This window comes from Pseudonocardia alaniniphila, from assembly GCF_022524485.1.
Classification (GTDB): Bacteria; Actinomycetota; Actinomycetes; order Mycobacteriales; family Pseudonocardiaceae; genus Pseudonocardia; species Pseudonocardia alaniniphila.
Genome location: NZ_JAKXMK010000030.1, coordinates 142,166 through 164,610 on the forward strand (window position 1 = coordinate 142,166; position 22,445 = coordinate 164,610).

22 protein-coding genes are annotated in these 22,445 nt (G+C 70.4%); 13 read left to right on the forward strand and 9 right to left on the reverse strand.

The window, feature by feature from the left end:
* Positions 1–9 precede the first annotated feature (9 nt).
* The 6 genes from MMF94_RS31175 (at position 10) to MMF94_RS31200 (ending at position 7,994) form a co-directional block, all read left to right on the forward strand.
* Positions 10–2,073, forward strand: a complete 2,064-nt coding sequence (locus tag MMF94_RS31175) for a hydantoinase/oxoprolinase family protein (RefSeq protein ID WP_241040995.1) — start codon at positions 10–12, stop codon at positions 2,071–2,073.
* The gene (locus tag MMF94_RS31180) at positions 2,070–3,872 is read left to right on the forward strand and encodes a hydantoinase B/oxoprolinase family protein (RefSeq protein WP_241040996.1); all 1,803 of its coding nucleotides are present in this window, start codon (positions 2,070–2,072) and stop codon (positions 3,870–3,872) included. The genes MMF94_RS31175 and MMF94_RS31180 overlap by 4 nt, the downstream gene beginning before the upstream one ends.
* Entirely contained in the window at positions 3,856–5,169 is a 1,314-nt protein-coding gene (locus tag MMF94_RS31185) for an MmgE/PrpD family protein (RefSeq protein ID WP_241040997.1), read from the forward strand. Before MMF94_RS31180 ends, MMF94_RS31185 begins: the two co-directional genes overlap by 17 nt.
* Entirely contained in the window at positions 5,169–5,996 is an 828-nt protein-coding gene (locus MMF94_RS31190; protein ID WP_241040998.1) for a PaaX family transcriptional regulator, read from the forward strand. The genes MMF94_RS31185 and MMF94_RS31190 overlap by 1 nt, the downstream gene beginning before the upstream one ends.
* 16 nt (positions 5,997–6,012) lie before the next feature.
* Positions 6,013–6,996, forward strand: coding sequence for an amidohydrolase family protein (locus tag MMF94_RS31195; RefSeq protein ID WP_241040999.1), 984 nt, complete (start codon positions 6,013–6,015; stop codon positions 6,994–6,996).
* 770 nt (positions 6,997–7,766) lie between these two features.
* Positions 7,767–7,994, forward strand: coding sequence for a hypothetical protein (locus tag MMF94_RS31200; RefSeq protein ID WP_241041000.1), 228 nt, complete (start codon positions 7,767–7,769; stop codon positions 7,992–7,994).
* Between the two features lie 14 nt (positions 7,995–8,008).
* On the opposite strand, the gene MMF94_RS31205 is transcribed toward MMF94_RS31200, so the two are convergent.
* The 8 genes from MMF94_RS31205 to MMF94_RS31240 all read right to left on the reverse strand — a co-directional run bounded on the left by MMF94_RS31205 (position 8,009) and on the right by MMF94_RS31240 (position 15,248).
* Positions 8,009–8,566: a flavoprotein gene (locus MMF94_RS31205; RefSeq protein ID WP_241041001.1), complete on the reverse strand. Its 558-nt coding sequence runs from the start codon at positions 8,564–8,566 to the stop codon at positions 8,009–8,011.
* A 107-nt stretch (positions 8,567–8,673) separates the two neighbouring features.
* Positions 8,674–9,549, reverse strand: a complete 876-nt coding sequence (locus MMF94_RS31210) for an NAD(P)-dependent oxidoreductase (RefSeq protein ID WP_241041002.1) — start codon at positions 9,547–9,549, stop codon at positions 8,674–8,676.
* Positions 9,550–9,581: 32 nt separating this feature from the next.
* A complete protein-coding gene (locus MMF94_RS31215; protein WP_241041003.1) occupies positions 9,582–10,457 on the reverse strand; it encodes an ATP-binding protein in 876 nt (291 codons plus the stop codon).
* On the reverse strand, positions 10,454–11,497 hold the full coding sequence (locus MMF94_RS31220; protein WP_241041004.1) for a cupin domain-containing protein: 1,044 nt from the start codon (positions 11,495–11,497) through the stop codon (positions 10,454–10,456). The genes MMF94_RS31215 and MMF94_RS31220 overlap by 4 nt, the downstream gene beginning before the upstream one ends.
* Positions 11,498–11,549: 52 nt before the next feature.
* Complete coding sequence (locus MMF94_RS31225; protein ID WP_241041005.1) at positions 11,550–12,530, reverse strand: ABC transporter substrate-binding protein; 981 nt, start codon at positions 12,528–12,530, stop codon at positions 11,550–11,552.
* A gap of 50 nt (positions 12,531–12,580) precedes the next feature.
* A complete protein-coding gene (locus MMF94_RS31230) occupies positions 12,581–13,414 on the reverse strand; it encodes an ABC transporter permease (RefSeq protein ID WP_241041006.1) in 834 nt (277 codons plus the stop codon).
* Positions 13,414–14,316, reverse strand: a complete 903-nt coding sequence (locus MMF94_RS31235; protein WP_241041007.1) for an ABC transporter ATP-binding protein — start codon at positions 14,314–14,316, stop codon at positions 13,414–13,416. Before MMF94_RS31235 ends, MMF94_RS31230 begins: the two co-directional genes overlap by 1 nt.
* 128 nt (positions 14,317–14,444) lie before the next feature.
* The gene (locus tag MMF94_RS31240; RefSeq protein WP_241041008.1) at positions 14,445–15,248 is read right to left on the reverse strand and encodes a 2,3-bisphosphoglycerate-dependent phosphoglycerate mutase; all 804 of its coding nucleotides are present in this window, start codon (positions 15,246–15,248) and stop codon (positions 14,445–14,447) included.
* A 77-nt stretch (positions 15,249–15,325) separates the two neighbouring features.
* Between MMF94_RS31240 and MMF94_RS31245 the strand changes: the two genes are divergently transcribed.
* From MMF94_RS31245 to MMF94_RS31265, 5 genes are all read left to right on the forward strand, one after another.
* Complete coding sequence (locus tag MMF94_RS31245) at positions 15,326–15,649, forward strand: 2Fe-2S iron-sulfur cluster-binding protein (protein WP_241041009.1); 324 nt, start codon at positions 15,326–15,328, stop codon at positions 15,647–15,649.
* A 144-nt stretch (positions 15,650–15,793) separates the two neighbouring features.
* Positions 15,794–17,080, forward strand: a complete 1,287-nt coding sequence (locus MMF94_RS31250) for an aromatic ring-hydroxylating dioxygenase subunit alpha (RefSeq protein ID WP_241041010.1) — start codon at positions 15,794–15,796, stop codon at positions 17,078–17,080.
* A 29-nt stretch (positions 17,081–17,109) separates the two neighbouring features.
* On the forward strand, positions 17,110–17,634 hold the full coding sequence (locus tag MMF94_RS31255) for a hypothetical protein (protein WP_241041011.1): 525 nt from the start codon (positions 17,110–17,112) through the stop codon (positions 17,632–17,634).
* A 40-nt stretch (positions 17,635–17,674) separates the two neighbouring features.
* On the forward strand, positions 17,675–18,499 hold the full coding sequence (locus MMF94_RS31260) for a 3-methyl-2-oxobutanoate hydroxymethyltransferase (protein ID WP_241041012.1): 825 nt from the start codon (positions 17,675–17,677) through the stop codon (positions 18,497–18,499).
* Between the two features lie 11 nt (positions 18,500–18,510).
* Positions 18,511–19,392, forward strand: a complete 882-nt coding sequence (locus tag MMF94_RS31265) for an alpha/beta fold hydrolase (protein ID WP_241041013.1) — start codon at positions 18,511–18,513, stop codon at positions 19,390–19,392.
* A gap of 13 nt (positions 19,393–19,405) precedes the next feature.
* Here the strand turns inward: MMF94_RS31265 and MMF94_RS31270 are convergent, their stop codons facing one another.
* A complete protein-coding gene (locus tag MMF94_RS31270) occupies positions 19,406–20,353 on the reverse strand; it encodes a substrate-binding domain-containing protein (protein WP_241041014.1) in 948 nt (315 codons plus the stop codon).
* 97 nt (positions 20,354–20,450) lie between these two features.
* Here MMF94_RS31270 and MMF94_RS31275 point away from each other — a divergent pair, with 97 nt between their 5' ends.
* A complete protein-coding gene (locus MMF94_RS31275; protein ID WP_241041015.1) occupies positions 20,451–21,590 on the forward strand; it encodes a zinc-dependent alcohol dehydrogenase in 1,140 nt (379 codons plus the stop codon).
* 8 nt (positions 21,591–21,598) lie between these two features.
* Entirely contained in the window at positions 21,599–22,327 is a 729-nt protein-coding gene (locus MMF94_RS31280; RefSeq protein WP_241041016.1) for a 4-carboxy-4-hydroxy-2-oxoadipate aldolase/oxaloacetate decarboxylase, read from the forward strand.
* Positions 22,328–22,445 lie beyond the last annotated feature (118 nt).

The following is a 22,445-nucleotide window of genomic DNA, read 5'->3' on the forward strand; positions in this document are numbered from 1 at the left end:
AGAAAGACGATGAAGCAGATCGCCGCCGATATCGGCGGGACGTTCACCGACCTGACGGGGGTGGACGGGGGCGGCGTCTTCAGCACGGCGAAGACGCTGACCACTCCGCACGACCACGCCGTCGGTGTGCTGGACGGGCTCGACAAGCTCGGCGCGCACCTGCCGGACACCGAGCTGTTCCTGCACGGCTCCACCATCGCGATCAACACGGTGCTCCAGCGGGTCGGCGCCACCACCGCCCTGATCACCACCGAGGGGTTCCGGGACGTCTACGAGATCGGGCGCGGTAACCGCTCGGACCCGTACAACCTGTTCTTCGGCAAGCCGACGCCGCTGGTCCGGCGGCGGCTGCGCCGCGAGGTCCGCGAGCGCGTGCTGGCCGACGGCAGCGTGCGTACCCCGCTGGACATCGCGGCGGCCACGGCGCTGATCGAGGAGCTGCGGGGCACCGGGGTCGAGTCGGTGGCGGTGTGCCTGCTGCACTCCTACGCCAACCCGGAGCACGAGCTCGCGCTCGGCCGCCTGTTCGGACAGCTGTGGCCTGAGGCGTACGTGACGCTCTCGCACGAGATCATGCGCGAGTACCGCGAGTACGAACGTACCTCGACGACCGTGCTCAACGCGTACGTCGGCCCGGTCGTCTCGCGCTACCTCGACTCGCTCACCGAGCGGCTTGCCCAGCGGGGTTTCCGCGGCCGGCTGCTCATCATGCAGTCCAACGGCGGGATCATGTCCGTCGAGACCGCCCGGCGCAGCCCGGTGCGGATGATGGAGTCCGGCCCGGTCGCCGGCGTGATCGGTGCGGCCGCGCTCGCGGACGCGCTGGGCAGGCCGCGGCTGATCCCCTTTGACATGGGCGGGACCACCGCGAAGACCAGCCTCGTCAAGGACGGCGAGGTCGACATCAGCCCCGGCTACTACATCGGCGGCTACGCCACCGGGCATCCGATGTCGCTGCCCGTGGTGAACATCGTCGAGGTGGGATCCGGCGGCGGGAGCATCGCGTGGGTCGATGCGGCGGGCGCGCTGAAGGTCGGGCCCCGCAGTGCCGGCGCGTCGCCCGGCCCGGCCTGTTACGGGCTGGGCGGTGACCGCCCGACGGTCACCGACGCCAACCTGATCCTCGGCCGCCTCGGCGCGAGCCGGTTCCTCGGCGGCGAGATGCAGCTGGACCGCGCGGCGGCCGAGGCGGCGATCCGCGAGCACGTCGCCGAGCCGCTCGGGCTCGACGTCGTCGCCGCGGCCCGGGGCATCGTCACGATCGCGGACGCGCAGATGTCGCTCGCCGTGCGGGCCGTGTCGGTGGAGAAGGGCGAGGACCCTCGCGAGTTCGCGCTCGTGGCCACCGGAGGAGCGGGCCCGCTGCACGCCGTCTCGATCGCCCGGGAGCTCAGCATCGGCACGGTGGTCGTGCCCGTGCTGCCGGGCCAGTTCTCCGCGAAGGGCATGCTGTCCTCGCAGGTGCGCCACGACCTGACCAGGACACAGCTGGCGGCCTTCGAGCCGGCCACGATCGAGCACTACGCGGTGACGCTCAAGTCGCTCGCCGCCGAGGCGGCCGCCCGGCTGCGGGCCGACGTCGGCGAGCCGGCGGAAACCCCGGCCGTGCACCACTTCCTGGAGCTGCGTTACCGGGGCCAGGAGTTCACGATCGCGGTGCCGGTCCCCGAGGACGGGCTGTCCACGGCGACGTACGCGGCCGTCCGCGCGGACTTCGACGCGATGCACGACCGGCTCTACGGCCACCAGGCGCCGGACGAAGCCGTCGAGGCGATCGGCGTGCGCACGGTGATCTCCCTGCCGCTGGGCGGCAGCGCAGGGGAGATGCCCGCCGCGGAGCCCGCGTCCGGGCCCGCTCTGCCGGTCGACACCCGGCCGGTCGTGCTCCACGGCGGGGGTCCGGATCCGGTGCTCTGCCCGGTCTACGACCGCGAGGCCCTCGGCCCGGGTCACCGGATCACCGGTCCCGCAGTGGTGCAGGAGGCCACGTCGTCGGTGGTCTTCTACGAAGGCGACGTGCTCACCGTCGCTCCCGACCAGTCACTCGTCATCGCAGTAGGGAGCCCGGCATGACCGTGCCCACCACCATGTCCACCACGACCCCGACCACCGCGACCGCACCCGACCCGATCACCCTCGAGGTCGTCCGATGCGCGCTGGTCGCGTACTCCGACGAGATGGCCTCGGCCCTGCGTCGCACGGCGTACAACCCGATGATCTTCGAGGTCCAGGACTACTGCGTCGGCCTCGTGGACACGGCGGGCGAGCTCATCGCGCAGAACCTCGGCGGGCTGCCGATCTTCCTGGCCGACCTCGGTGTCTCGGTCGCCGACGGCATCGCGCGCTACGGTCTCGACGGGTTCGAGCCCGGCGATGCGATCGTGATGAACTACCCGTACGTCGCGGGCCAGCACCTCAACAACGTGGTGGTCTACACGCCGATCTTCGTCGACGGCAAGGTCGTGGCGTTCCCCGCCGTGCGGGCGCACTGGGTGGACATCGGCGGCTCCCGCATCGGCTTCGGCTCCACCGCCACCACCGACATCTACGCCGAGGGCCTGCAGCTTCGCTCGATCAAGGTGCTCAAGGCGGGCCGGTGGGACGACGACGTCATGCAGATCCTCAAGGACAACATCCGGATGCCGGAGTCCTCGCTGGGTGACCTGCGCGCGGCGATCGCGGCCTGCCGGTTGGGTGAGCGGCGCATCGCCGAGCTCGCGCAGCGCTACGGCCTCGACACCGTCATGGCCTGTATCGAGGAGATGCGCAACCAGTCCGAACGCCTGTCACGTGACGCGGTCTCACGGATGGCCGACGGCGAGTACTTCGCCTCCTCGTGGATGGACAACGACGGGCAGAAGCTGGACCAGCCGATCACTCTCGACATCCGGGTGCAGGTGGCGGGCGAGGAGCTCACCATCGACTTCTCCGGAATCGCCGAGCAGGTGCAGGGCCCGCTGAACTCCGGGAAGTCGGGTGGCGTCGCGGCCGCGCGCGTGGCGTTCAAGGCCCTGACTCTCCCGACGCACCCCGTGGACGAGGGGTCGTTCCGCAACCTCCACGTCATCCTGCCCGAGGGCAAGCTGCTCAACGCGAAGCCACCGGCCGCGCTCGGCCAGTGGAGCATCTCGCTGCCGACCGTGGTGGACACGATCATCAAGGCGCTCGCCCCCGCCCTGCCGGACCAGGTGCCCGCCGGGCACAAGGGCGACATGTCGGGGTTCACCTTCTACGGCGTCGACGAGCGGAGCGGCTCGCGGTTCGTCTGCCTGAACATCAACGGCGGCGGCTGGGGCGGGCGGCCCGTCGGCGACGGCCCGAGCGCGTGCGTCTCGGTGTGCCAGGGCGATGTCCGCAACATCCCGATCGAGATCCAGGAGTCGCGCTACCCGCTGGTGTTCACCAAGCAGGAGCTGCGGTCCGACAGCGGCGGTGCGGGGCAGCACCGGGGCGGCCTCGGGCTGGAGATCGAGGCGCTGCCGCAGCAGGTGGTGTTCACCAACATCGCCAACGAGCGCACCACCTGCCCGCCGTGGGGTCTGCACGGTGGGCAGCCCGGCGCGGTGAACGACACGGTCGTCGTCCAGCCCGGTGCCGAGCCCGTGCACGTCAAGAAGCACACGGGGCTGCGGCTGGAGCCCGGCTCGTCGATCAGCTTCCGCACCGCGGGCGGCGGTGGCTGGGGCGTCCCGTTCGACCGTCCGGTCGCCGAGGTGATCGAGGACGTCCTGGACGGGTTCGTCTCGCGTGAGGCGGCACGGGAGCAGTACGGGGTGGTCGTCTCGGAAGCCGGCGAGGTCGATGCGGCCGCCACCGAGACGTTGCGCACGGCGGCGACGTTGCGCAAGGCGGCCGATGTCGCTCGTCACTGAGCTGGCCGAGCGTGCGCACGCGATGGCCCGCGACCCGCTTCCCGAGCGGGTCCGTGTGGCCACCAGGGCGCACCTGGCCGACACGGTGGGGGCGGTGCTCGCCGGCCACACCACGTTGCACCAGCCGGCCCAGCGGCTCGCCGACGGCGTGGGCCTGCGGCCCGGGCCCCGCCGCACCGCCTTCATCACCGGGATCTACGCCAACGCGTGGGAGGTGGCCGGGATCCATCGCGGCGCGGTGCTGGTCCCGGGCTGCGTGGTGCTGCCCGCCGCGCTGGCGGCCCTGGAGCTGCGGCCCGACGTCGCGTGGGAGGAGTTCGTGCGTGCCTACGCGGCGGGCTACGAGGTCGCGCTCGCCGCGGCGCTCGCCATCGGCGGCGACCAGCTGATCGCCGAGGGCTGGTGGCCGACGGCCCTCGTGGCGCCGCTCGGTGGTGCCGCCGCAGTCTCGCTCCTGCTCGGTCACCCTCCGGAACACACCGCCGCCGCGATCGGGCTGGCGGCGCAGCAGGCCGGCGGGATGGTCGCGGGGAGCACGGCCGCCGCCGACGGGCGCTACCTGCTCAGCGGCATGGCTGCCGACCGCGCTGTCGGTGCCGTTCTGGCGGTGGGGGCGGGGTGGCGTGGCCCGGTGGACGTCCTGGACGACATCAGGTCGCCGATGCGCAGGCGGAGTGCGCTGCGCAGCGGCTTCCTGCTGCCGGAGACGAGCATGAAGGTCCACGCCGGCGCCAAGCACATGCAGGCGGCGATCGACGCGGTGTCCACCGTGGACGTCGCCGGCGGGGTGCTCGGCATCCGATGTGCACTCCCCGCGCAGCTGGTCCGTCCCGTGGACCGGCCGCCGCCGTTCCGTTCGTCCCTCAACGCCCTGGCCAGCGGGCAGTTCATGCTGGCCGTCTCGGTGGTGCGAGGGCGTTGCTCACCGTGGGAGTTCGGACCGGAACTGCTGGCGGACGAGGAGATCGTCAGCCTGGCCCAGCGGGTCACGGTGATCCCGGCGGATGACCTGTCCGCGGCGTATCCGGCGAGCTGGGGCGCGCGGCTGGAGGTGAGCACCCCCTCCGGTACGGTCCGCGTCGAGCGCCGCGACGCCCGGGGCGACCCCGGCCATGAACTGAGCACGTCCGAGCTGGTGGCCAAGTTCGTCACCCTGGCCGGTCCCTCGCTCGGCGACGGGCCGGCGGGAGACCTGGTGGGCATCCTGCTCGGCGCAGAAGGCGTGGCGCCGCGGACGGCGCTCCTGGACGTGGTGCTGCCGTTGCTGCACCGCTCGCACGCGTTTCAGGAGGTCTGATGGCGGGAGAGGTCCGCGCGCCGACACCGCAGGCGGTCCTGATGACCATGCTGGGGCGCTACTGCCTCCCGGACAACCCGGCCATCTCGACCCAGGGCTACATCGAGGTGCTGGCGCGGATCGGGCTGTCCGAGCAGGCGAGCCGGCTCACCCTGTCCCGGATGACCGAGCGGGGCCTGCTGGAGCGGTTGCGCCGGGGACGGCTCGCGTTCTTCCGAGCCACCGAGGTGGGGCTGAGCGTGGTCCGCAACCAGGAGGCGCACACCTTCCACGAGCAGGGCGGCACTCCTGGTCCGGCCGGTGCCTGGACGATCCTGAGCTTCACGATCCCGGAGACCCAGCGCAAGGAGCGGCACCTGCTGCGGCGCCGGCTCGCGTGGGAGGGGTTCGGCCTGCTGCGGGACGGCGTCTGGATCGCGCCCGGCGACCAGGACCTGACCGAGCTGCGCAAGGGGCTCGCGGAGATGGGCATCGACCAGCACATCGACGCCTTCACCGGCTACCCGAAGTTCGCCGACGTCCACGAGATGGTCTCCCGCGTCTGGGCGCTCGACGAGCTCGTGCAGCTCTACGAGCAGTTTCTGCGGGAGTGGGACGTGCCGGCCCCGGCCCCGGCCGCCACCGACGATCTCGGCCGGGAGCTGCTCCTGATCAGCACGTGGCGCCAGCTGCTCAGGGAGACGCCCAGGTTGCCTGCCGAGCACGTGCCTTCCGACTGGCCGGCGGGCCGGTGCCAGGAGCTGTTCCGCACGCTGCATGCCCGGTACGAACCGGCCGCCGCCGAACTGTTCACGGAGATCCTCGCGACCCACCGAGGAGACGTCTGAGGAAAGGGAGCTCTCGTTGCGCACCGTCGACTCGCACTTCCACTGGTTCCCCCGGTCCCACTTCGAGCACATGGCCGCGCGTGCGGAGCACCCGCGCACCGAACGCGTCGGGGACGGCTACCGGTACTACTACAACGAGGGCCGCGGGTTCCTGCCGCTGCCCGCGATCTGGTTCGACCTCGACGCCGGGCTCGCCGCATCGGAGGCGGCGACGGGCCCGGACACGGTCGTCGTCTGCACGACGGGAGTGCTGAGCGGGCTGCTCGACCAGCTGCCCGCGAAGGACGCGATCGACACGGCCTACGCCTACAACGAGGAGATCGCCAAGGCGCAACGCACCCACCGCGACCGTTTCTTCGGCACGGCGGCCGTGCCGTTGCAGGACACCGAGTCGGCCCTCTCCGTGCTCGCCCACGCGGTGCGGGATCTGGACCTGCGCGCGGTGAACCTCCCGCCGGTGACTGCGGGCGACCCGATCGACGTCGCCCGGCTCGAGCCGTTCTACGCACGGGTGGCCGAGCTCGGCGTGCCGTTGATCATCCACCCGACCGACCTGGTGTTCGGCGAGATGCTGGCCGACTACGGAGACGCCCTCCAGCGCACGATCGGCCGGCTGTTCGACTCCAGCGTGACCGTCCTGCGGCTGATCTTCGCGGGCGTCATGGAGAGGTACCCGGACCTGAAGATCATCCAGACGCACGGCGGTGGGTTCCTGCCGTACCAGGCGGGGCGCATCGACAAGAACGCACGGCAGGAGTCGCTGCCGCTGCCGCCGAGCGACTACCTGAAGCGGATCTTCGTCGACACCGTCACGCCGCAGGCTCTGACGGTGCGCACGGCACTGGAGTTCTACGGGCCGGACAAGGTGATCTACGGCACCGACCACCCGTGCTGGAGCCCGAAAGCGGCAGTCGGCGTCCTCGAGGAGGCCGGGCTGAGCGACGAGCAGCACGCCCGAATCCGATCCACGAACGTCGAGGCCGTCCTCAATCTGACCTGATCGCCTGCTGTTCGCATCGCGCGGGAGGCGGCCGAATCCACGGCCGCCTCCCGCGGGGTTTCCGTGGGCGCCCGACCAGCCGCGGAATCGTCGCCGGCCATCACGTCGGCGAGAAGTCACGGATTCGTCGACGTCGGCGGCGCGTCCGAAGAGCTGTTCGCGACCGACCCGCCCCTAGTAGACCTGCCCCTGCTCGTGGCACATGCCGCTCGAGCGCGCGAAGTCGCAGGTCCAGGACTTACTCGGGCCCGCGGGCAGGGCTACCGCCTGATCGAGGTCCCGTCGCCGAACATCGCCTTTTGACGGCGACGGATCAGGCTGTCGTTCGATTCCGTCGCGCACCGTGAAATGACCTTGTGCAGAATTCCTGAACCCCCGGCGACGATGGGACGAAGAAACGACGGGTTGCCTAGTAAACGTTCGTGGCGGCGTCAAGGTTCAGGTGACAGACAACACCGGCTGGATCGTCGAGATCGGTGCAAAAGGCGTCGGTCGGCGGCCTAGACTTCCGGGAAGACGGCACGGGCGCCGTGCTCGTCAAGATCTCCGGCCGTCCGGCCGGATCAGATCCAGGTGGTCGAAGCTCAAGTCCTGACCGAGGCCGACGCGGGCCTGACGGAGGGCGAGGCGCTCACGCGCATCGGCGGTGCTGCCGACCTGGCAGGGAAGCCGGGCTCCCCGGGGCTTTACCGCTGTGCTCCAGGGCATCGGTGTGGCGCTGATGCCTGCTCCATGACCGTCCCCATCCTCGGGAAACTGATCAAGGACTGATGAAGATGCAGTTGATCTACCTCGGCAACCGGACCGAAGGTGTCGTCGGCAAGTGGGTCGGGCCGAACAAGGAAGGCCACCTCTACGAGGCTGTTCGCGCCGAGTACATGTCCCTGTCCAACCAGACGATCGTGAGCTTCGAGCTGCTGCCCGTCGCTGACGCGCGCTCGGCCGAGCGGGGCGAGCTCGCGGAGGCGCTCGTCCTCCAGGACGCGATCGCGTCGTAGGCGTTGCGTGGGCGTCAGAGGGGCGCCTTCGGGGAGACGCCATCGCCGGCCGCTCGCCGCAGTTCGGCGATGGCGATCTCCCACGGGCTCTGCGTCTGGCCGGGCGGGCGGCCGCTGTCCCAGACGCTGCTGTCCATGTACGGCGAGTCGAGCATGATCACCCGTACCCCCCAGTCGCTGAGCTCGCGCAGGTTCCTGCGGAACGCCGGATGCGCGAGATGCGCGGGGTTGCTGAACGGCACGGCAACGATCGGTACGCCCCGGCCGATCGCCTCGACGAGCGTCGCCAGAGCAAGGGTGTCGCAGATCCCTGCGGCCCACTTGTTGACGGTGTTGACCGTGACCGGGCAGGCGATCACGGCATCGCTCGCGGGGACGGGCAACTCCTCGTCCGGGGTGCGGAACTCGGTTCTCACCGGATAACCGGTCTGGCGTTCCAGATGGGCGATGGAGGCCCACTTCGTGGCGTTCGGTGACAATGTGACGAATGGGTCCCACCGGTCGGCCTTGGCCAGCGACACGAGTTCGCTGATTCCTCGTGCGGGTGGCGAACCGCAGGCGACGATCTCCACACATCTCATCAACGTTTCGACCCACCCCTATTGCCGGATTGCGCTCCGGCAAGCATAGCTGCGGTCGACCCGCGCGAGTTCATCACGGAACTGTGCGAATTCGTCTGCTATGGCGTGGAATCGCGGATTTCCGGGGTCGGGTCGTCGGTCGGTTCCCACACCAGGAGCTCGGCGAGGCTGCCGACCGTGATCGAGGGCATCCGCGCCCGGCACATGTCCGCCACCGGCATCGGACGGCCGATCTCGTGGCCGAGCCGCTCGACGGAAGCGAGATCCTTCGCCCACCAGGTGAGCCGCATCCGTTCGAGCTCGCGCAGCGTCCGGCTGTCGGTGGGCGCGTCGAACAGCGCCGCTCGGACCGCCGGCACGGACAGGCCGTGGCTGCGGGCGAGGTCGAGGGCCTCCTCGATCGCGCAGATCTGGGCCCAGTGCACGAGGTTGTTGGCGCTCTTCGCGATCTGACCCGCGCCGAGCCCACCGAGGTGGTGAACCGACGCGCACCACGGGTCGAGGGCAGGCCGCACCCGCGCGAGGGCAGCGCTCTCCCCGCCGACGAGCAGGTTGACCCGTCCGTCCTCCGCCGCCCGCACCCCGCCGGTCAACGCGGCGTCGAGCACCCCACCGTGCCCGGGCCGCTCCGCCGACGCCGCCGCGATCTCGCGGATCGTCGCGGGGTGCACCGAGCTGCAGATGACGAGTGTCGAGCCCGGTGCCCGGTCGAGCACGTCGAGGCAGACGGCACGCACGTCGTCGTCGGTCGGTACGAGGACGAGCGTCACCGCACTCCTCGCGCCGACCCCGGCCGCGTCGGTCGCCACGTCGCAGCCGTGCTCGGCCGCCGCCTCGCTGCGCGTCGCATCCGTGTCGTGGACGGTCACGGCGAGCCTGGACCGGGTGAGGTGGCCCGCGATCGGCAGGCCCATCGCCCCGAGTCCGATCACACCGACCGTGTTCTGCTCCGCCACGCCGTCAGCGCGGGCCATGGTGTTCCTCCATTCTCGGCACGGACCGACCGTCAGGCCGCCTCCACGGCGGCGAGCAGGTCGGCGGGTTCCAGCAGGTTCGGGTCGAGTGCGACCTCGGGTCGCTGCGCCAGCGCCGTGAGCACGATCTTGCGCACGCGGCGCCCGTCCCACCCGGCGCTGTGGGCGGCGAGCTTGCGGTGCAGCGCGGTGTCATCCGCGAGCGGGCGGGTGCCCGGCCAGATGCCGGCCAGCTCCGCCAGCGAACGCTGCAGGATGGCCGCGATGGTCGCCTCGTCCGGCAGGCCGAGGGTGAGCACCAGGTCGGACCGTGAGAGGAAGGCCTCGTCAACGGCCTCGGGGAAGTTGGTCGTCGCGACGAAGACGATGCGCGGGTGGGACTCGGCGAGGAAGTCGATCCCGGCCAGCACGGCGTCCGTCGCGCGGTGCACGTCCACGGGGTTGCTGCCGAACGACGCCGTCGACCGGCGCACCGCGAAGCTCTCGACCTCGTCGATCAGCACCACCGTGTGCGGCCGGCGCGCGGCGAGCTCGGGCAGTGTGTCCGTCATCAGCCGCGTGATGTTGCGCTGGCTCTCGCCCAGCATCTCGCTCGGAAAGGCGTGGGGATCGATCTCCACGTAGGTCGTGGCCCCGTGCGGGGCCAGCGCGCGGGCCGCCGACTGCGCCAAGCCTCTGGCCAGCGTGGTCTTCCCCGTGCCCGGGGGACCGGCCAGGACGATCAGGCCGTGCGGGAGCCCCGGCAGCGTGGCGAGTGCCCGGCCGTGGCGCAGCCGCAGCAGCGTCTGGTTCAGCAGCCGTTCCTTGGTGCCGGGCGGAACGAGGATGTGGTCCCACGGCCCGTCGTGATGGTCGGCGGGCAGAACGTGTATCGACAGCAGGCCCGGGGGCAGATGCGTGGTGCTCACGGCCAGGTCGGCCGTTCGACGGCGGGCCAGTCGATCTCGTGGGGGTTGCCGGCCTGGGCGTCCCGGATGTGGTCCGGCGGCTCCTCGAACAACACCTTCGGGTCCATCAGCACGCGCATGGTCTCGAGCAGGCTGTCGAACATGTGGATCCGGACGACCTTGGCGGTGCCGTCGGGGGCGTCGTTGAAGTGCTGATGCCACAGGAAGTGGTCCACGACGATGAGGTCGCCCTTGCGCCAGGGGTGGTTCTTCCCGCCCTCCGGCTCCTCTCCCATGTAGCTGTGGCCCTCGCCCTCGAGCACGTAGAGCCAGGCCTCGCCGGGGTGGCGGTGCATGGACTGGCCACGGCCCGGTCCGATCTCGAACATGGCCATCGTGATCCCGGACGCCTCGTAGCCGATCGCCCGGTCCAGCAGGAACGTCGTGCGGGTGCCGCGCGGTGTCGGGAGCAGCTCCAGCTCGTCCCAGTTCGTGTGGAGCCGTCCGCTGCGCCGCTTGCGCTGTTCGCGGGCGAGCCGCCGCATCCGTCGTGAATAGGGGTCGGCACCGTCGATCTCGGAGGAGAAGGCCGGGCGGCCCGGAAGGTTCGCGAACGGCGTGTGCCCCTGGTCCTCCAGCACCGACATGCCCATCGTGGCGAGCATCGGCTCGCTCGAGAAGCTCAGGTACCGGGCGGTCTCCGCGCCGTCGTTCCCGGAGCGGTGCCAGGACCATGCGGGCAGGTGCAGCGAGTCACCCGGGCTCCAGTCGATCCGTTGCCCGTCGATCTCCGTCCAGCCCCGCCCGGCCACGACGAGGACCATCGCGTCCCAGGAGTGGCGATGGATCGTCGACGTGACGCCCGGGTCGATCTCGTGCGCGAGCGCGTCCATCGTGCGGGTCGGCCGGTCGCCGTCCTCGCTGACGTACACGCCGACGCGGGTGCCGCGAGCGGTCTCCGCCATCTCGACGTCAGCGAGCGCGATCACGGTCTTCTGGTAGTTGCGCCACTCCTCGACGAAGGCGGCTCGACGCTTCTTCTGAATGTGGTAATGCGTCACCTCAGTGGTGGTACGCGAAGCAGAAGTCACTGTGCTCGAACCTTTCTCGGAGTCATCCCGCTGGGGTGACGAACGATGTGTTCACGATCTTCGCGACGTCGAGGCTCTTGACGGCGGGCACGGACGGCGCCAGCTCGGTCACCGACGTCTGCAGCTGCGCCACGGTGGGGGTCGGGACGTCGGGGAGAGCCTCCTGTGCGTAGTACTGCCAGGTCTCGTGCAGCGCCGCCGGGTCCGTCACGTTGAGATGCTTCGACAGCACGCTCGTCGAGTAGGCCTCGTCGGACTTCTCCCGCGTGATGGCCTGCTGCACGGCCGCGAGGAACCGCCGGATCTGATCGCCGTGGCCCTTCACGTAGTCGGTCGTGGCCGCGATGCCCACGTTGGAGGCGGGGATCTTGTCCTTGGCCAGGTCGACCAGCGAGTGGTAGCCCGCAGCCTCGATCTGGGTCGTGGCCGGCGGGTGGGACAGCGCCGCGTCGATCGTGCCGGCGACCAGCGCGTTGTTGACGTTCGTGACCGAGCCCAGAGGCGTGAGCTGCACGTCGGACGGCGAGAGCCCGATCTGCTTCAGCGCCTCGAGTGTGGCGACGTACAGCGACCCGCTGGTGGACGTCACGCCGATGCGCTTGCCCTTCAGCTGCTGCGGGTCGGTGACCTTCGCGAAGAGCTCGTAGGGGAAGACCGGGGTGAGGGTCGCGAGGTAGTTCACCTCGCCGCCCGACGCCGCCCCGGAGACCATCTCGGACCCGCCGATCGACGCGAGCTGGGTCTGGCCCGAGACCAGGGCAGGGAAGCCGTCCGAACCGCTGAGGTTCGTGAGCGTGACCTTCAGGCCCTGGGCCGTGAACAGGCCCGACTCGTCCGCGATCCAGAGTGGGAGCTGGTCGGCGACGACCTGGCTGTAGCTCACCGTCATCGTGTTGGCGTCGGCGGCCGAGGACCCCGAACCGCCACAGGCTGTCATCGACAGGGCCACGGTGGCGGCGAGGAGGGCGCCGGCGACGTTCCTTCGCCGGGCGTGCGACGTCATCGTCGATCTCCTTGGTGGTGGGAGCGGTGGTGTGCCTGCAGTGGCTGTTGTCAGCGGTCGGGGCGCCACGCGGCGAAGTGCTGCTCGACGCGGCGTAGGAGGCCGGTCAGCACCACACCGGTGACGGCGAAGATGAACAGTCCGGCGAACACGACGGACGTCTGGAACTGCTGGCCCGCGTTGTTCATCAACATGCCGACGCCGTGCATGGCCCCGCTGAGCTCGGCGACGAAGACGCCGATCAGGGCCTGCCCGACCGCGAGCCGCAGCCCGCTGATGATGAACGGCACGGAACCGGGAAGCGCGATGGTCCGGAAGATCTGCAGGTCGCCCGCGCCGAAGCACCGGGCCACCCGCAGCACCGCGGGATCGAGGTTCTGCACGCCGCTGGCTGAGTTGATCAGGATGGGGAAGACCGCCATCAGGAAGACGATCGCGATCTTGGACGTGTCGCCGATGCCCAGCCAGATGATCAGCAGCGGGGTCAACGCGATGCGCGGGGTCGCGTACAGGAACGTGACGAGCGGGTTCGCGATGTAGGAGAGCCTGCGGTACCAGCCGATCAGGAGCCCGAGCGGCAGCCCGATGACGGTCGCGATCACCAGGCCGTAGAGCAGCTCCTTGCCGCTGGTGAGCAGGTCGTCCCAGATCGTGACGCTGCTGAACAGCTGCTCGAAGGCCCCCACGACGTCGATCGGCCCCGGGAGCACGATCGCCGGTTTGACCCGCAGCGCGGCGACGAGCTGCCAGAGGCCGAGCACCACCACGACGGCGGCGGTCCCGTACAGCAGCTGCGGTCTCGGCCGCCGTGACGGGGCGCCCTTGCGGGCGGCGGGTACGCGGGGCGGCCTGGTGGGGGCGGCTGTGGCGATCGGTGGGGCCATCAGTGGACGTCTCCTTCGGGCGCGGCTGCGTCCGGCCCGGCCTCGGCGCCACCGCCGTACAGCACGTCGGCGATCTCGTCGACGAGTGCGAGGAACTCCGGTGACCGGCGGAGGCGCTGGTGGCGCGGGCGCTCGAACGGGACTGCCACCTCGCGGACGATGTGGCCGGGGCGGGGGCTGAAGACGCAGACGCGGTCGGCGAGGAAGGCCGCCTCGGCGATGTCGTGCGTGACGAACAGCGCCGTGACGTCCTGCGCGGTGCAGACGCGCAGCAGCTCCGCCTGCATGACCTCGCGGGTCTGCGCGTCGATCGAGGCGAACGGCTCATCGAGCAGGAGCAGTTCCGGCTCGACGGCCAGGGCCCGCGCCAGGTTGACCCGCTGCTGCATGCCGCCGGAGAGCTGCGCCGGGTACCGGTCGGCGAAGCCCGACAGCCCGACGAGGTCGAGCAGGCCGCGTGCCCGGTCCCGTGCCTGCGAGCGCTTCATCCGCCTGCCGAGCTCCAGACCGTAGGTGACGTTGTCGAGAACGCTGCGCCAGGGCAACAGGCTGGCCTGCTGGAACACCATCGCGCGGTCCGGCCCCGGACCGGGGATGTCGGAGCCGTCCAGCTGCAGCGTGCCGCCGTTGATCGGGATGAAGCCGGCGATGGCGTTGAGGAACGTGGTCTTGCCGCAGCCGGACGGCCCGACGATGCAGACGAAGTCGCTGCGCGACAGCTCGAGGTTCGCGTTGTCGACCGCGAGCGTGATGTCCGAGTCGGCCGTGCCCGGAGCGCGGTACTCGATACGGACGTTCGACGCCGTCAGGTGGGCCGGGCGCGGTGGGTCGGCTCCCGCCCCCCGTGGTCCGGAGGACACCCCCACCAACTGCGGTACCGCCGGGCCACGTCTGCGGGACATGAATCGGAGGCTACGGACTGACGTCATACCGATGCAATACTTCGCTCATGGCAGGTGCAGGTGCTCGCGGCCGGAGCCGGCGGGACCTGCGGGAACACTCGCCGTGCCCGGGTGATCCGTCGCCGCACTCAGGCGGAGTCGCGTTCAGGCGCCCGGCGGGTGCCCTGGGCCAGCACCTCGGCGATGCCCGCCGCAGCCGAGGCGGGATCCAGGTAGGTGCCGCCTCGCACGTGCGGCTGGTACCCGTGGTCCAGCTCGTAGTGCAACGGCACTCCGGTGGGGATGTTCAGCGTCTCCACCTCGCGCGGGGTGAGGCCGTCGAGGTGCATGCACAGCGCCCGCAGGGAGTTGCCGTGTGCCACGACGAGGACGACGCGACCGGCGTGCAGATCAGCGGCGATCGCGTCCTGCCAGTAGGGCACGACCCTGCGGTACACGTCGGCGAGCGCCTCGGTCATGGGCAGCTCCCGAACCGGCACGCCGGCGTAGCGGCGGTCGTGCCGGGCACTCGACGGGTCGTCCTCGGGCAGCGGCGGTGGCGCGTGCTCGTACGAGCGGCGCCAGAGCGCGTAGCTCTCGTCCCCGAACTCGGCGCGCACCGCCGTGCGGCTGCGGCCCTGCAGGGCGCCGTAGTGCCGCTCGTTGAGGCGCCAGCTGCGCCTCGTCGGCAGCCACGGGTGCCCGATCGTCGCGAGTGCGATGTCCGCGGTGTGGATCGCCCGTGTCAGCACCGAGGTGTGTACGACGTCGGGGATGAGCGCCTGCTCCGCCATCAGCTCGCCGGCGCGGGCCGCCTCCCGCCGACCGCGGTCGCTGAGAGGAACGTCCAGCCAGCCGCTGAAGCTGTCCTCCGAGTTCGCCGCGCTCTGCCCGTGGCGCAGCAGGAGCAGCGTGTGTGCGCCGCCGCCGGGGCGTGGCCGTATCGCGCGCATCTATGCTCCCTCCGCCGGTCTGAGGTATGATGTTAGACCAATGCCGCAGCGTCGGCCCGATCTGATGAGGGGGCGCCGTGCCCAAAGTTGTCTTCGTCTCCGCCGACGGCACCGAAACCGGTGTCGACGCCAGGGTGGGCGACTCCGTGATGACGGCGGCGACCCAGAACGGCGTGACCGGCATCGTGGCGGAATGCGGCGGCAACGCCAGTTGCGCGACGTGCCACGTCTGGGTTCGCGAGGAGTTCGTCGAGCGGGTGGGGGAGCCGGGTGACCTCGAGGAGGACCTCCTCGACCTCGCGGTGACGGAACGGCGAGCGGGCAGCAGGCTGTCGTGCCAGATCGTGATGACCGAGGACCTGGACGGCCTGGCCGTCGAGATCCCGCCGGACCAGCCGTGACCCGCCCGTGCGCACGGTGTCCCCACAGGTGGACGAGAAGGGTCTAATGGTCTTATTGTTTTCGAGATTCGAGAGTGACCCGCCCGGCGCACGCCGGACGACACGGACCACCCCGCGATGCAGCAGGCGAAAGGAAGGCCAACGGTGCTCAAGCAGGAGATCAACGAGCTTCTGACGCAGACGGGGCCGGGAACTCCGATGGGCGACCTCTTCCGTCAGTACTGGATACCGGCTCTCCTGGCCGAGGAGCTTCCCGAGAACGACTGTCCGCAGGTCCGGGTGAAGCTCCTCTCCGAGCGCATGATCGCTTTCCGCGACAGCGAGGGCCGCTACGGGCTGATCGACGAGTTCTGCGCCCACCGCGGTGTGTCGCTGTGGTTCGGCCGCAACGAGGAGGGCGGACTGCGGTGCGCCTACCACGGGTGGAAGTTCGACGTGACCGGCCAGGCCATCGAGGTGCCGTCCGAGTCGGAGAACGGCAACTTCTGCGCGCACGTCAAGCTCACGTCCTACCCCCTCGTGAAGATCGGTGACGTGCTCTGGACGCACATGGGTGACCCGGACAAGCGGCCTCCGTTGCCGGAGTTCGAGTTCGCCCAGGTGGCACCCGAGCAGACCTACATCTCGAAGCGCTGGCAGGAGTGCAACTGGCTGCAGGCCTTCGAGGGCGGCATCGACTCCAGCCACGTGTCCTGGCTGCACGCAGGGGGTCTGAAGAACGACCCGCTGTTCAAGGGCTCCAAGGGCAACGAGTACAACCTCGCCGACTTCAAGCCGTTCTTCGAGGTCGCCGAAGCCGACGGCGGCCTGTTCGTGGGAGCGCGCCGCAACGCCGAGGCCGACAGCTATTACTGGCGCATCACCCCGTGGGTCATGCCCAGCTTCACGATGATCGCGCCGCGGGCCGACCACCCCGTCCACGGGCACTGGTGGATCCCGATCGACGACGAGAACTGCTGGGCCTACTCGTTCGACTACCACCCCACCCGCGCGCTCACGCCCACCGAGGTCGAGAACATGAAGGCGGGCCACGGAGTGCACAGCGAGAACATCCCCGGCACCTACCGCCCGACGGCCAACAAGGACAACGACTACCTGATGGACCGCGACGCGCAGCGCCGGGGCGAGTACTTCTCGGGCATCAAGGGCATCGCCATTCAGGACTCCTCCCTGCAGGAGAGCATGGGGCCGATCGTCAACAGGTCCAAGGAGCGGCTCGTCTCCGCCGACGCCGGCATCATCAAGGCCCGGCAGAAGCTGCGGAAGGCCGCGCTCGCCCTGCGTGAGGAGGGTGTCGTGCCCCCCGGCGTCGACCCGCAGCACCACCGCGTGCGTTCGGCCGCCGTCGTCCTGCCGCGGGACGAGTCCTTCATCGAGTCGAGCCGCGACGCGCTGACGGCCGCGCCCGGCAAGCCGCACGCCACCGTCTGAGCAACCCGACGTCCAGGGAAGACACCGATATGACGACGCGACCCGTGCTGCTGAGCAGCTGTGCCAAGGCGACCACCGCCGCCGAGGCGCGGTTCCGGATCGACGTGCCGATCGAGGGCCGCCGAGGCGCACGGGTGGTGGCCCTGGACGACGACGCCGCGACCATCGTCCGGCGTCTCGCTCTGCAGCAGTGGAACGGTGCCCGCTTCTTCACCCTCGTGGCTGGCGCCGGATCGGGCCGGAACGGCGTCGGCGACGACCCGGACGAGATGCCCCTGCACCGCACGAACGGCACGGACACGCGGCTCGCCGACGAGCTCATGGCCGCGGACGTCGCGGTCATGCTCGCCACCGCGGACGGCGGCGCGGCGGCCGCCGCCTCGGCGATCGGGCGTGCCTGCGCCCGGCGCGGCATCATGACCGCCGGCCTGGTGCTCGGTGACCGCCATGAGGTCGGCGACGTCGTCGTCGCCCTCCGCCCGTACGCACAGGTGCTGCTCGTGACCGCCGACGAGCAGGACGTGCACGAGGTGCTGACCGCGCTCAGGGCGTGAGCGACTCTTCCCCTGCCCGACCCCGGACGACGGAGGCACGATGGACGAGAAGGTGACCCTGCCCGGGCTGCAGGCGATGAAGCACGAGCGGCGCAAGATCGTCTGCGTGGTCGCGTGGGACTACCAGATGGCCCGCATCGTCGACCGCGTCGGCGTCGACATCGTCTCGGTCGGCGACACCGTCGGGATCAACCTGTGGGGCCAGCCCAACCCGCTCGAGATCACGATGGACCAGCTGCTGGTGGTCTGCCAGGCCGTCCGGCGCGGGGTGAAGCGGGCGTTGGTGTCGTGCGACTTCCCGTTCGGGCCGCTGCAGGAGGGCCCGGACAGCGCCGTGCGCGCGGCGATCCGGCTCGTGAAGGAAGGCGGTGTCGACCTCGTCAAGCTGGACGGCGCAGCCGATCACCTCGACGCGGTCGCCGCGGTCAACCGGGCCGGGATCCCGGTGTTCGCCCAGTTCGGGATCACCCCGCAGACGGCGCTGCGCTACGGGATCACCTACAGCGCCACCCCCGGCAGGGGGAGTGAGGTGCCGGTCGAGATGACCGACGAGATGGTGGCCCAGGCGAAGAGCTTGGAGGCGGCGGGGGCCGCGCTGCTGAACTTCACCAACTCCGGCGCGGTCGTCGGCCCCGAGGTCGTCCGGGCGGTGTCGATCCCGGTGCTCGGCGGGCACGGCGGTGGCCCGTGGCTCGACGGGCGGATCCGGCTGGCCACCGCGGCGATCGGCTACGGTGCCTCGGGCGTGGACGATCCGCCCGACACCTACGCCAACGTGGCCCGGATCGCCCACGACGCGATCGCCGAGTACGCGGCGGACGTCCGGGCGGGGCAGCAGATCAGAGGCGGCATCCCCGTCACCTGAGAGGAAGGTTCGTGCCCAGCACCACGATCGACGGCATCACCACGCACTACGAGGTGAGCGGCACCGGGCCACCGTTGCTGATGTTCTCCCCGGGCGGTTTCAACGCCGTTCTCGGCAACTGGGCCTCCCACGGCATCTACCGGCGCACCAACCTGCTCGCGCACCTCACCGAGCGCTACACGTGCATCACGTTCGACCGTCGGGAGTCGGGATCGTCGGGCGGGCGGATCGAGCGGGTCACCTGGGGCCACTACGTGCGGCAGGGCAAGGGGCTGCTCGACCACCTGGGCGTCGCGCGGGCGCACCTGATGGGCGGATGCGTGGGGTGCTCCATCGCCGCCCGCTTCGCCGTGGCCCATCCCGACACGGTGGCGAGCATGGTGCTGTACTCGCCGGCAGGTGGTGCCCAGTACCGCCTCACGCAGCACGCGCGGTTCCAGCAGCATGCGGCGTTCGTCGCGGAGCACGGCCTGGAGCAGGTCGTCGACCGCGCGCAACGCTCGACGGCGAGCTTCAGCGACGACCCCTGCGTCGGGCCATGGGCCAGCGTCATCCGCACGGATCCCGCGTTCGCGGCGGCCTACGCCACGTTCGACCGGGCTCGCTACCAGTTCATCCTGAGTGGACTGGTGCGAACGATGTTCGACCGGGACACCGTGCCGGGCCCGGAGCCCGAGGACCTGTTGCAGCTGGACGTGCCCACTCTGGTGGTGCCGGGACAGGACAGGTCGCACGCCACGTCGGCGGCGCGCTATCTGCACGAGTGTCTGGCCGGCTCCGAGTACTGGGACGTACCCGTGGCCGACCAGACGGAGGAGACGGCGCCTGCCCGCGTGCTCCGGTTCCTCGACGCCGTGCGGCTCCTCGACACAGTGGGGTCGCTCCGGGTCTGAGCAGACCCGCGGCTCAGGCGGTCAGGTCGTGGGTCCCCGCGGCGAAGAGGGACTCGACGGCGGGGCGTCGGTCGAGGATCTTCTGCGCCACGGCGAGGTCGAGCAGCTTCTCGATGTTGCTCCGGTTCGGGGCGATGCCGTAGGGGAGCGGGTCGGCTCCCGTCACCTCCATCACCTGCTCGTGCAGGCGGTCGACGGGGCTCGGGTCGGTGATCGTGCCCGCCCGCAGGCGGTCGACGTAGAGATTCTTGGACTCGGCGAACGCCGTGAAGACGTCCTGTGCCAGGTGCGGGTGCTGCTCGAGGAGTTCGTCCTTGACCACCACGAGGTGGTTGATCGGGTAGTACCCGTTGCGGCGCAGTGCGGCCAGCCCGGCCTGCCGCGCGTCGGGGATGAGGGGGGCGACGTCCGCCAGGTCACCGTCCACCCCGATCGCGGCGGCGATCTCGCCCGCGCCCAGCATGGCGGCGAGGTCGCCGCCTGCGGGCATCGGCACGACGTTGGCCGGTGGGCGGTACTCGGCGACGTGCTCGTCGCCTGAGAGCACCCAGGTCACCCGGTCCAGGTCGACGCCGTGCTCGTCGGCCAGCACGCCGCGCGCCCACACGCCGGTGGTCACCGTGTAGCCGCGGTTGACGCCGACCTGCCGTCCCTCGAGGTCGGTGGGCGTCCGGATGCCGACCGCGGTGTTGAAGCGGATGGCGCCGTGGTGGAAGGCCCGGACCAGGAAGACGGGCAGCGCCGTGAACCGCACGCCGTGTGCCTTCGCCACGAGGTAGGTCGTGAACGCCATCTCGGAGACGTCGAACTCGAGCGCGCGGACCATGCGGCGGAATGCAGAGACGAGGACCGGCACCTCCTCGAAGTCGAAGACCAGCCCGCGGGGCGCGACCGTGCCGTCCTTGAGCGCCGCGTTGTTGCCCTGGGTGCGCGTGACGGTTCTCAGCTGCAGTGCCGGCATCGGCTTCCTCTCGTGCTCGCTTGGTCACATTATGGTAAGACAGCAGACCATAAGACCGAACTAGTGGCGGCGTGACCGCCCGGGAGTGAGGATCGTGATGGCTGAGGACGTCCTGGCCGCCGTGCGGACGGCTCCCGGCAGGACCGAGATGCGCAGTTTCCCGATGCCGGATGTCCCCGACGACAGCGCCCTGCTGAAGGTCGAGGTGGCGGGCATCTGCGGGACCGACGTCAAGATGTACGCCAAGCCCCCGTTCCCGGACCCGGTGATCATGGGGCACGAGAACGTCGGGACGATCGCCTACGCGGGCCGCGACTTCACCCGGCGCCACGGCGTGGTCGACGGCGACCGTGTGTTCGTCGAGCACTACGTCGGCTGCTTCCACTGCGAGTGGTGCCGTCGGGGCGAGTACCGGCACTGCGAGAACACCGACTGGCGCACCAACCCCGACGCCCGGCGGTACGGCTATACGTCGGCCGAGAATCCCTTCCACCTCTGGGGTGGCTTCTCCCAGTACCTGTACCTGCCGTGGAACGCGGTGTTGCACAAGGTGCCCGACGGGGTCTCGGCCGAGCTCGCCGGCATCGTCACGCCGCTGTCGAACGGGATCGAGTGGGCGCTGTTCGCCGCCGGGGTCGGCTACAACTCGACCGTGCTGATCCAGGGGCCGGGACAGCAGGGGCTCTCGCAAGTGGTCGCCTGCAAGCAGGCAGGCGCCTCGCAGATCATCGTGACCGGCACGACCCGTGACGCGGTCCGCATGCAGCTCGCCACCGATCTCGGGGCCGATCACACCATCGACGTCCGCCAGGAGGATCCGCTCGCGCGGATCAAGGAGATCACCGGCGGCAAGGGCGTCGACGTCGTGCTGGACTGCACGGCCGGGGCCGGAGTGGCGCCGGTGCTCCTGGGCGTGGACGCGCTCAAGCGCCGGGAGGGCACGATGGTGATCCAGGGCGAGCTCGCGGCCTTCCCGGACTTCCCGATGAAGAAGATGACCGAGAAGGCGATCACCATCAAGAGCGCCCGCGGGCACAGCTACCGGGCGTGTGAGCTGGCGCTGGAGCAGCTGGCGTCGGGGCGCTTCCCCTTGGAGCGGCTGACCACCCACACCTTCGGGCTCGACGACGTCGATCGGGCAATCCGGGCGGTCGGGGGTGAGGTGGACGACGGTGTCGTGCATGTCTCACTCCTTCCGTGGTCGGATAAGAAGATCCGCAACGAGGCGAGTAGGTGAGGAGTCAGATGTCGATCGTCGTCCGGAACCCTCCGCGCACCGACAGGGCCAGTGTCACAGCGCTGGCGCAGTTCGGTGTTGCCACGATTCATGAGGCGCAGGGTCGTACGGGGTTGTTGGAGCCGCGTCTGCGGCCGATCTATCCGGGGGCTCATGTCGCGGGTACGGCGGTGACGGTGAGCGTGCCGCCGGGTGACAACTGGATGTTGCATGTGGCGGTGGAGCAGTGCCAGGAGGGTGATGTCCTGGTGGTGGCGCCGACGTTGCGGTCGGACGCGGGGTATTTCGGTGAGTTGCTGGCCACGGCGGTGGCGGCGCGGGGTGTGCGCGGCCTGGTGATCGACGCGGGGTGCCGGGACATCGCGGAGTTGACGCAGATGCGGTTCCCGGTGTGGGCCAGCGCGATCTCGGCGATGGGCACGGTGAAGGAAACCCTGGGCAGCGTGAACGTCCCGCTGGTGTGTGCCGGGCAGTTGGTGAACCCCGGTGATGTGGTGGTGGCCGACGACGACGGGGTGGTCGTCGTCCCGCGCCGGGAGGCCGAGGTGGTGGTCGCGGCGTCGGTGGCGCGGGAGGAGAAGGAGGCCCAGTCGCGCCAGCGCTACCGCAGCGGCGAGCTCAGCCTCGACGTCCAGGGGATGCGCGAGCCGCTGGCGCGCAAGGGCCTGCGCTATGTCGATCATCCCGACAGCAACGGGGCGGTCGTGTCGCAGACCGCGGAGGAGACGGCCAGATGATCATCGACTGTCACGGACACTTCACCACCGTCCCCACCGATCACACCGAGTTCCGCAGTGCGCAGCTGGCCCGGCTGGCCGACCCCTCGCTGCCCGAACCGGCGTTGTCGGACCCCAG

What these genes read in the sequence shown, in the direction of transcription:
- MMF94_RS31200 (WP_241041000.1), top strand. Translation starts at nt 7,767, where the DNA reads ATGAAGATGCAGTTGATCTACCTCGGCAACCGGACCGAAGGTGTCGTC.
- MMF94_RS31280 (WP_241041016.1), top strand. Translation starts at nt 21,599, where the DNA reads ATGTCGATCGTCGTCCGGAACCCTCCGCGCACCGACAGGGCCAGTGTC.
- MMF94_RS31275 (WP_241041015.1), top strand. Translation starts at nt 20,451, where the DNA reads ATGGCTGAGGACGTCCTGGCCGCCGTGCGGACGGCTCCCGGCAGGACC.
- MMF94_RS31230 (WP_241041006.1), bottom strand. Translation starts at nt 13,414, where the DNA reads ATGGCCCCACCGATCGCCACAGCCGCCCCCACCAGGCCGCCCCGCGTA.
- MMF94_RS31185 (WP_241040997.1), top strand. Translation starts at nt 3,856, where the DNA reads ATGTCGCTCGTCACTGAGCTGGCCGAGCGTGCGCACGCGATGGCCCGC.
- MMF94_RS31235 (WP_241041007.1), bottom strand. Translation starts at nt 14,316, where the DNA reads ATGTCCCGCAGACGTGGCCCGGCGGTACCGCAGTTGGTGGGGGTGTCC.
- MMF94_RS31240 (WP_241041008.1), bottom strand. Translation starts at nt 15,248, where the DNA reads ATGCGCGCGATACGGCCACGCCCCGGCGGCGGCGCACACACGCTGCTC.
- MMF94_RS31260 (WP_241041012.1), top strand. Translation starts at nt 17,675, where the DNA reads ATGGACGAGAAGGTGACCCTGCCCGGGCTGCAGGCGATGAAGCACGAG.
- MMF94_RS31270 (WP_241041014.1), bottom strand. Translation starts at nt 20,353, where the DNA reads ATGCCGGCACTGCAGCTGAGAACCGTCACGCGCACCCAGGGCAACAAC.
- MMF94_RS31255 (WP_241041011.1), top strand. Translation starts at nt 17,110, where the DNA reads ATGACGACGCGACCCGTGCTGCTGAGCAGCTGTGCCAAGGCGACCACC.
- MMF94_RS31175 (WP_241040995.1), top strand. Translation starts at nt 10, where the DNA reads ATGAAGCAGATCGCCGCCGATATCGGCGGGACGTTCACCGACCTGACG.
- MMF94_RS31180 (WP_241040996.1), top strand. Translation starts at nt 2,070, where the DNA reads ATGACCGTGCCCACCACCATGTCCACCACGACCCCGACCACCGCGACC.
- MMF94_RS31190 (WP_241040998.1), top strand. Translation starts at nt 5,169, where the DNA reads ATGGCGGGAGAGGTCCGCGCGCCGACACCGCAGGCGGTCCTGATGACC.
- MMF94_RS31225 (WP_241041005.1), bottom strand. Translation starts at nt 12,530, where the DNA reads ATGACGTCGCACGCCCGGCGAAGGAACGTCGCCGGCGCCCTCCTCGCC.
- MMF94_RS31210 (WP_241041002.1), bottom strand. Translation starts at nt 9,549, where the DNA reads ATGGCCCGCGCTGACGGCGTGGCGGAGCAGAACACGGTCGGTGTGATC.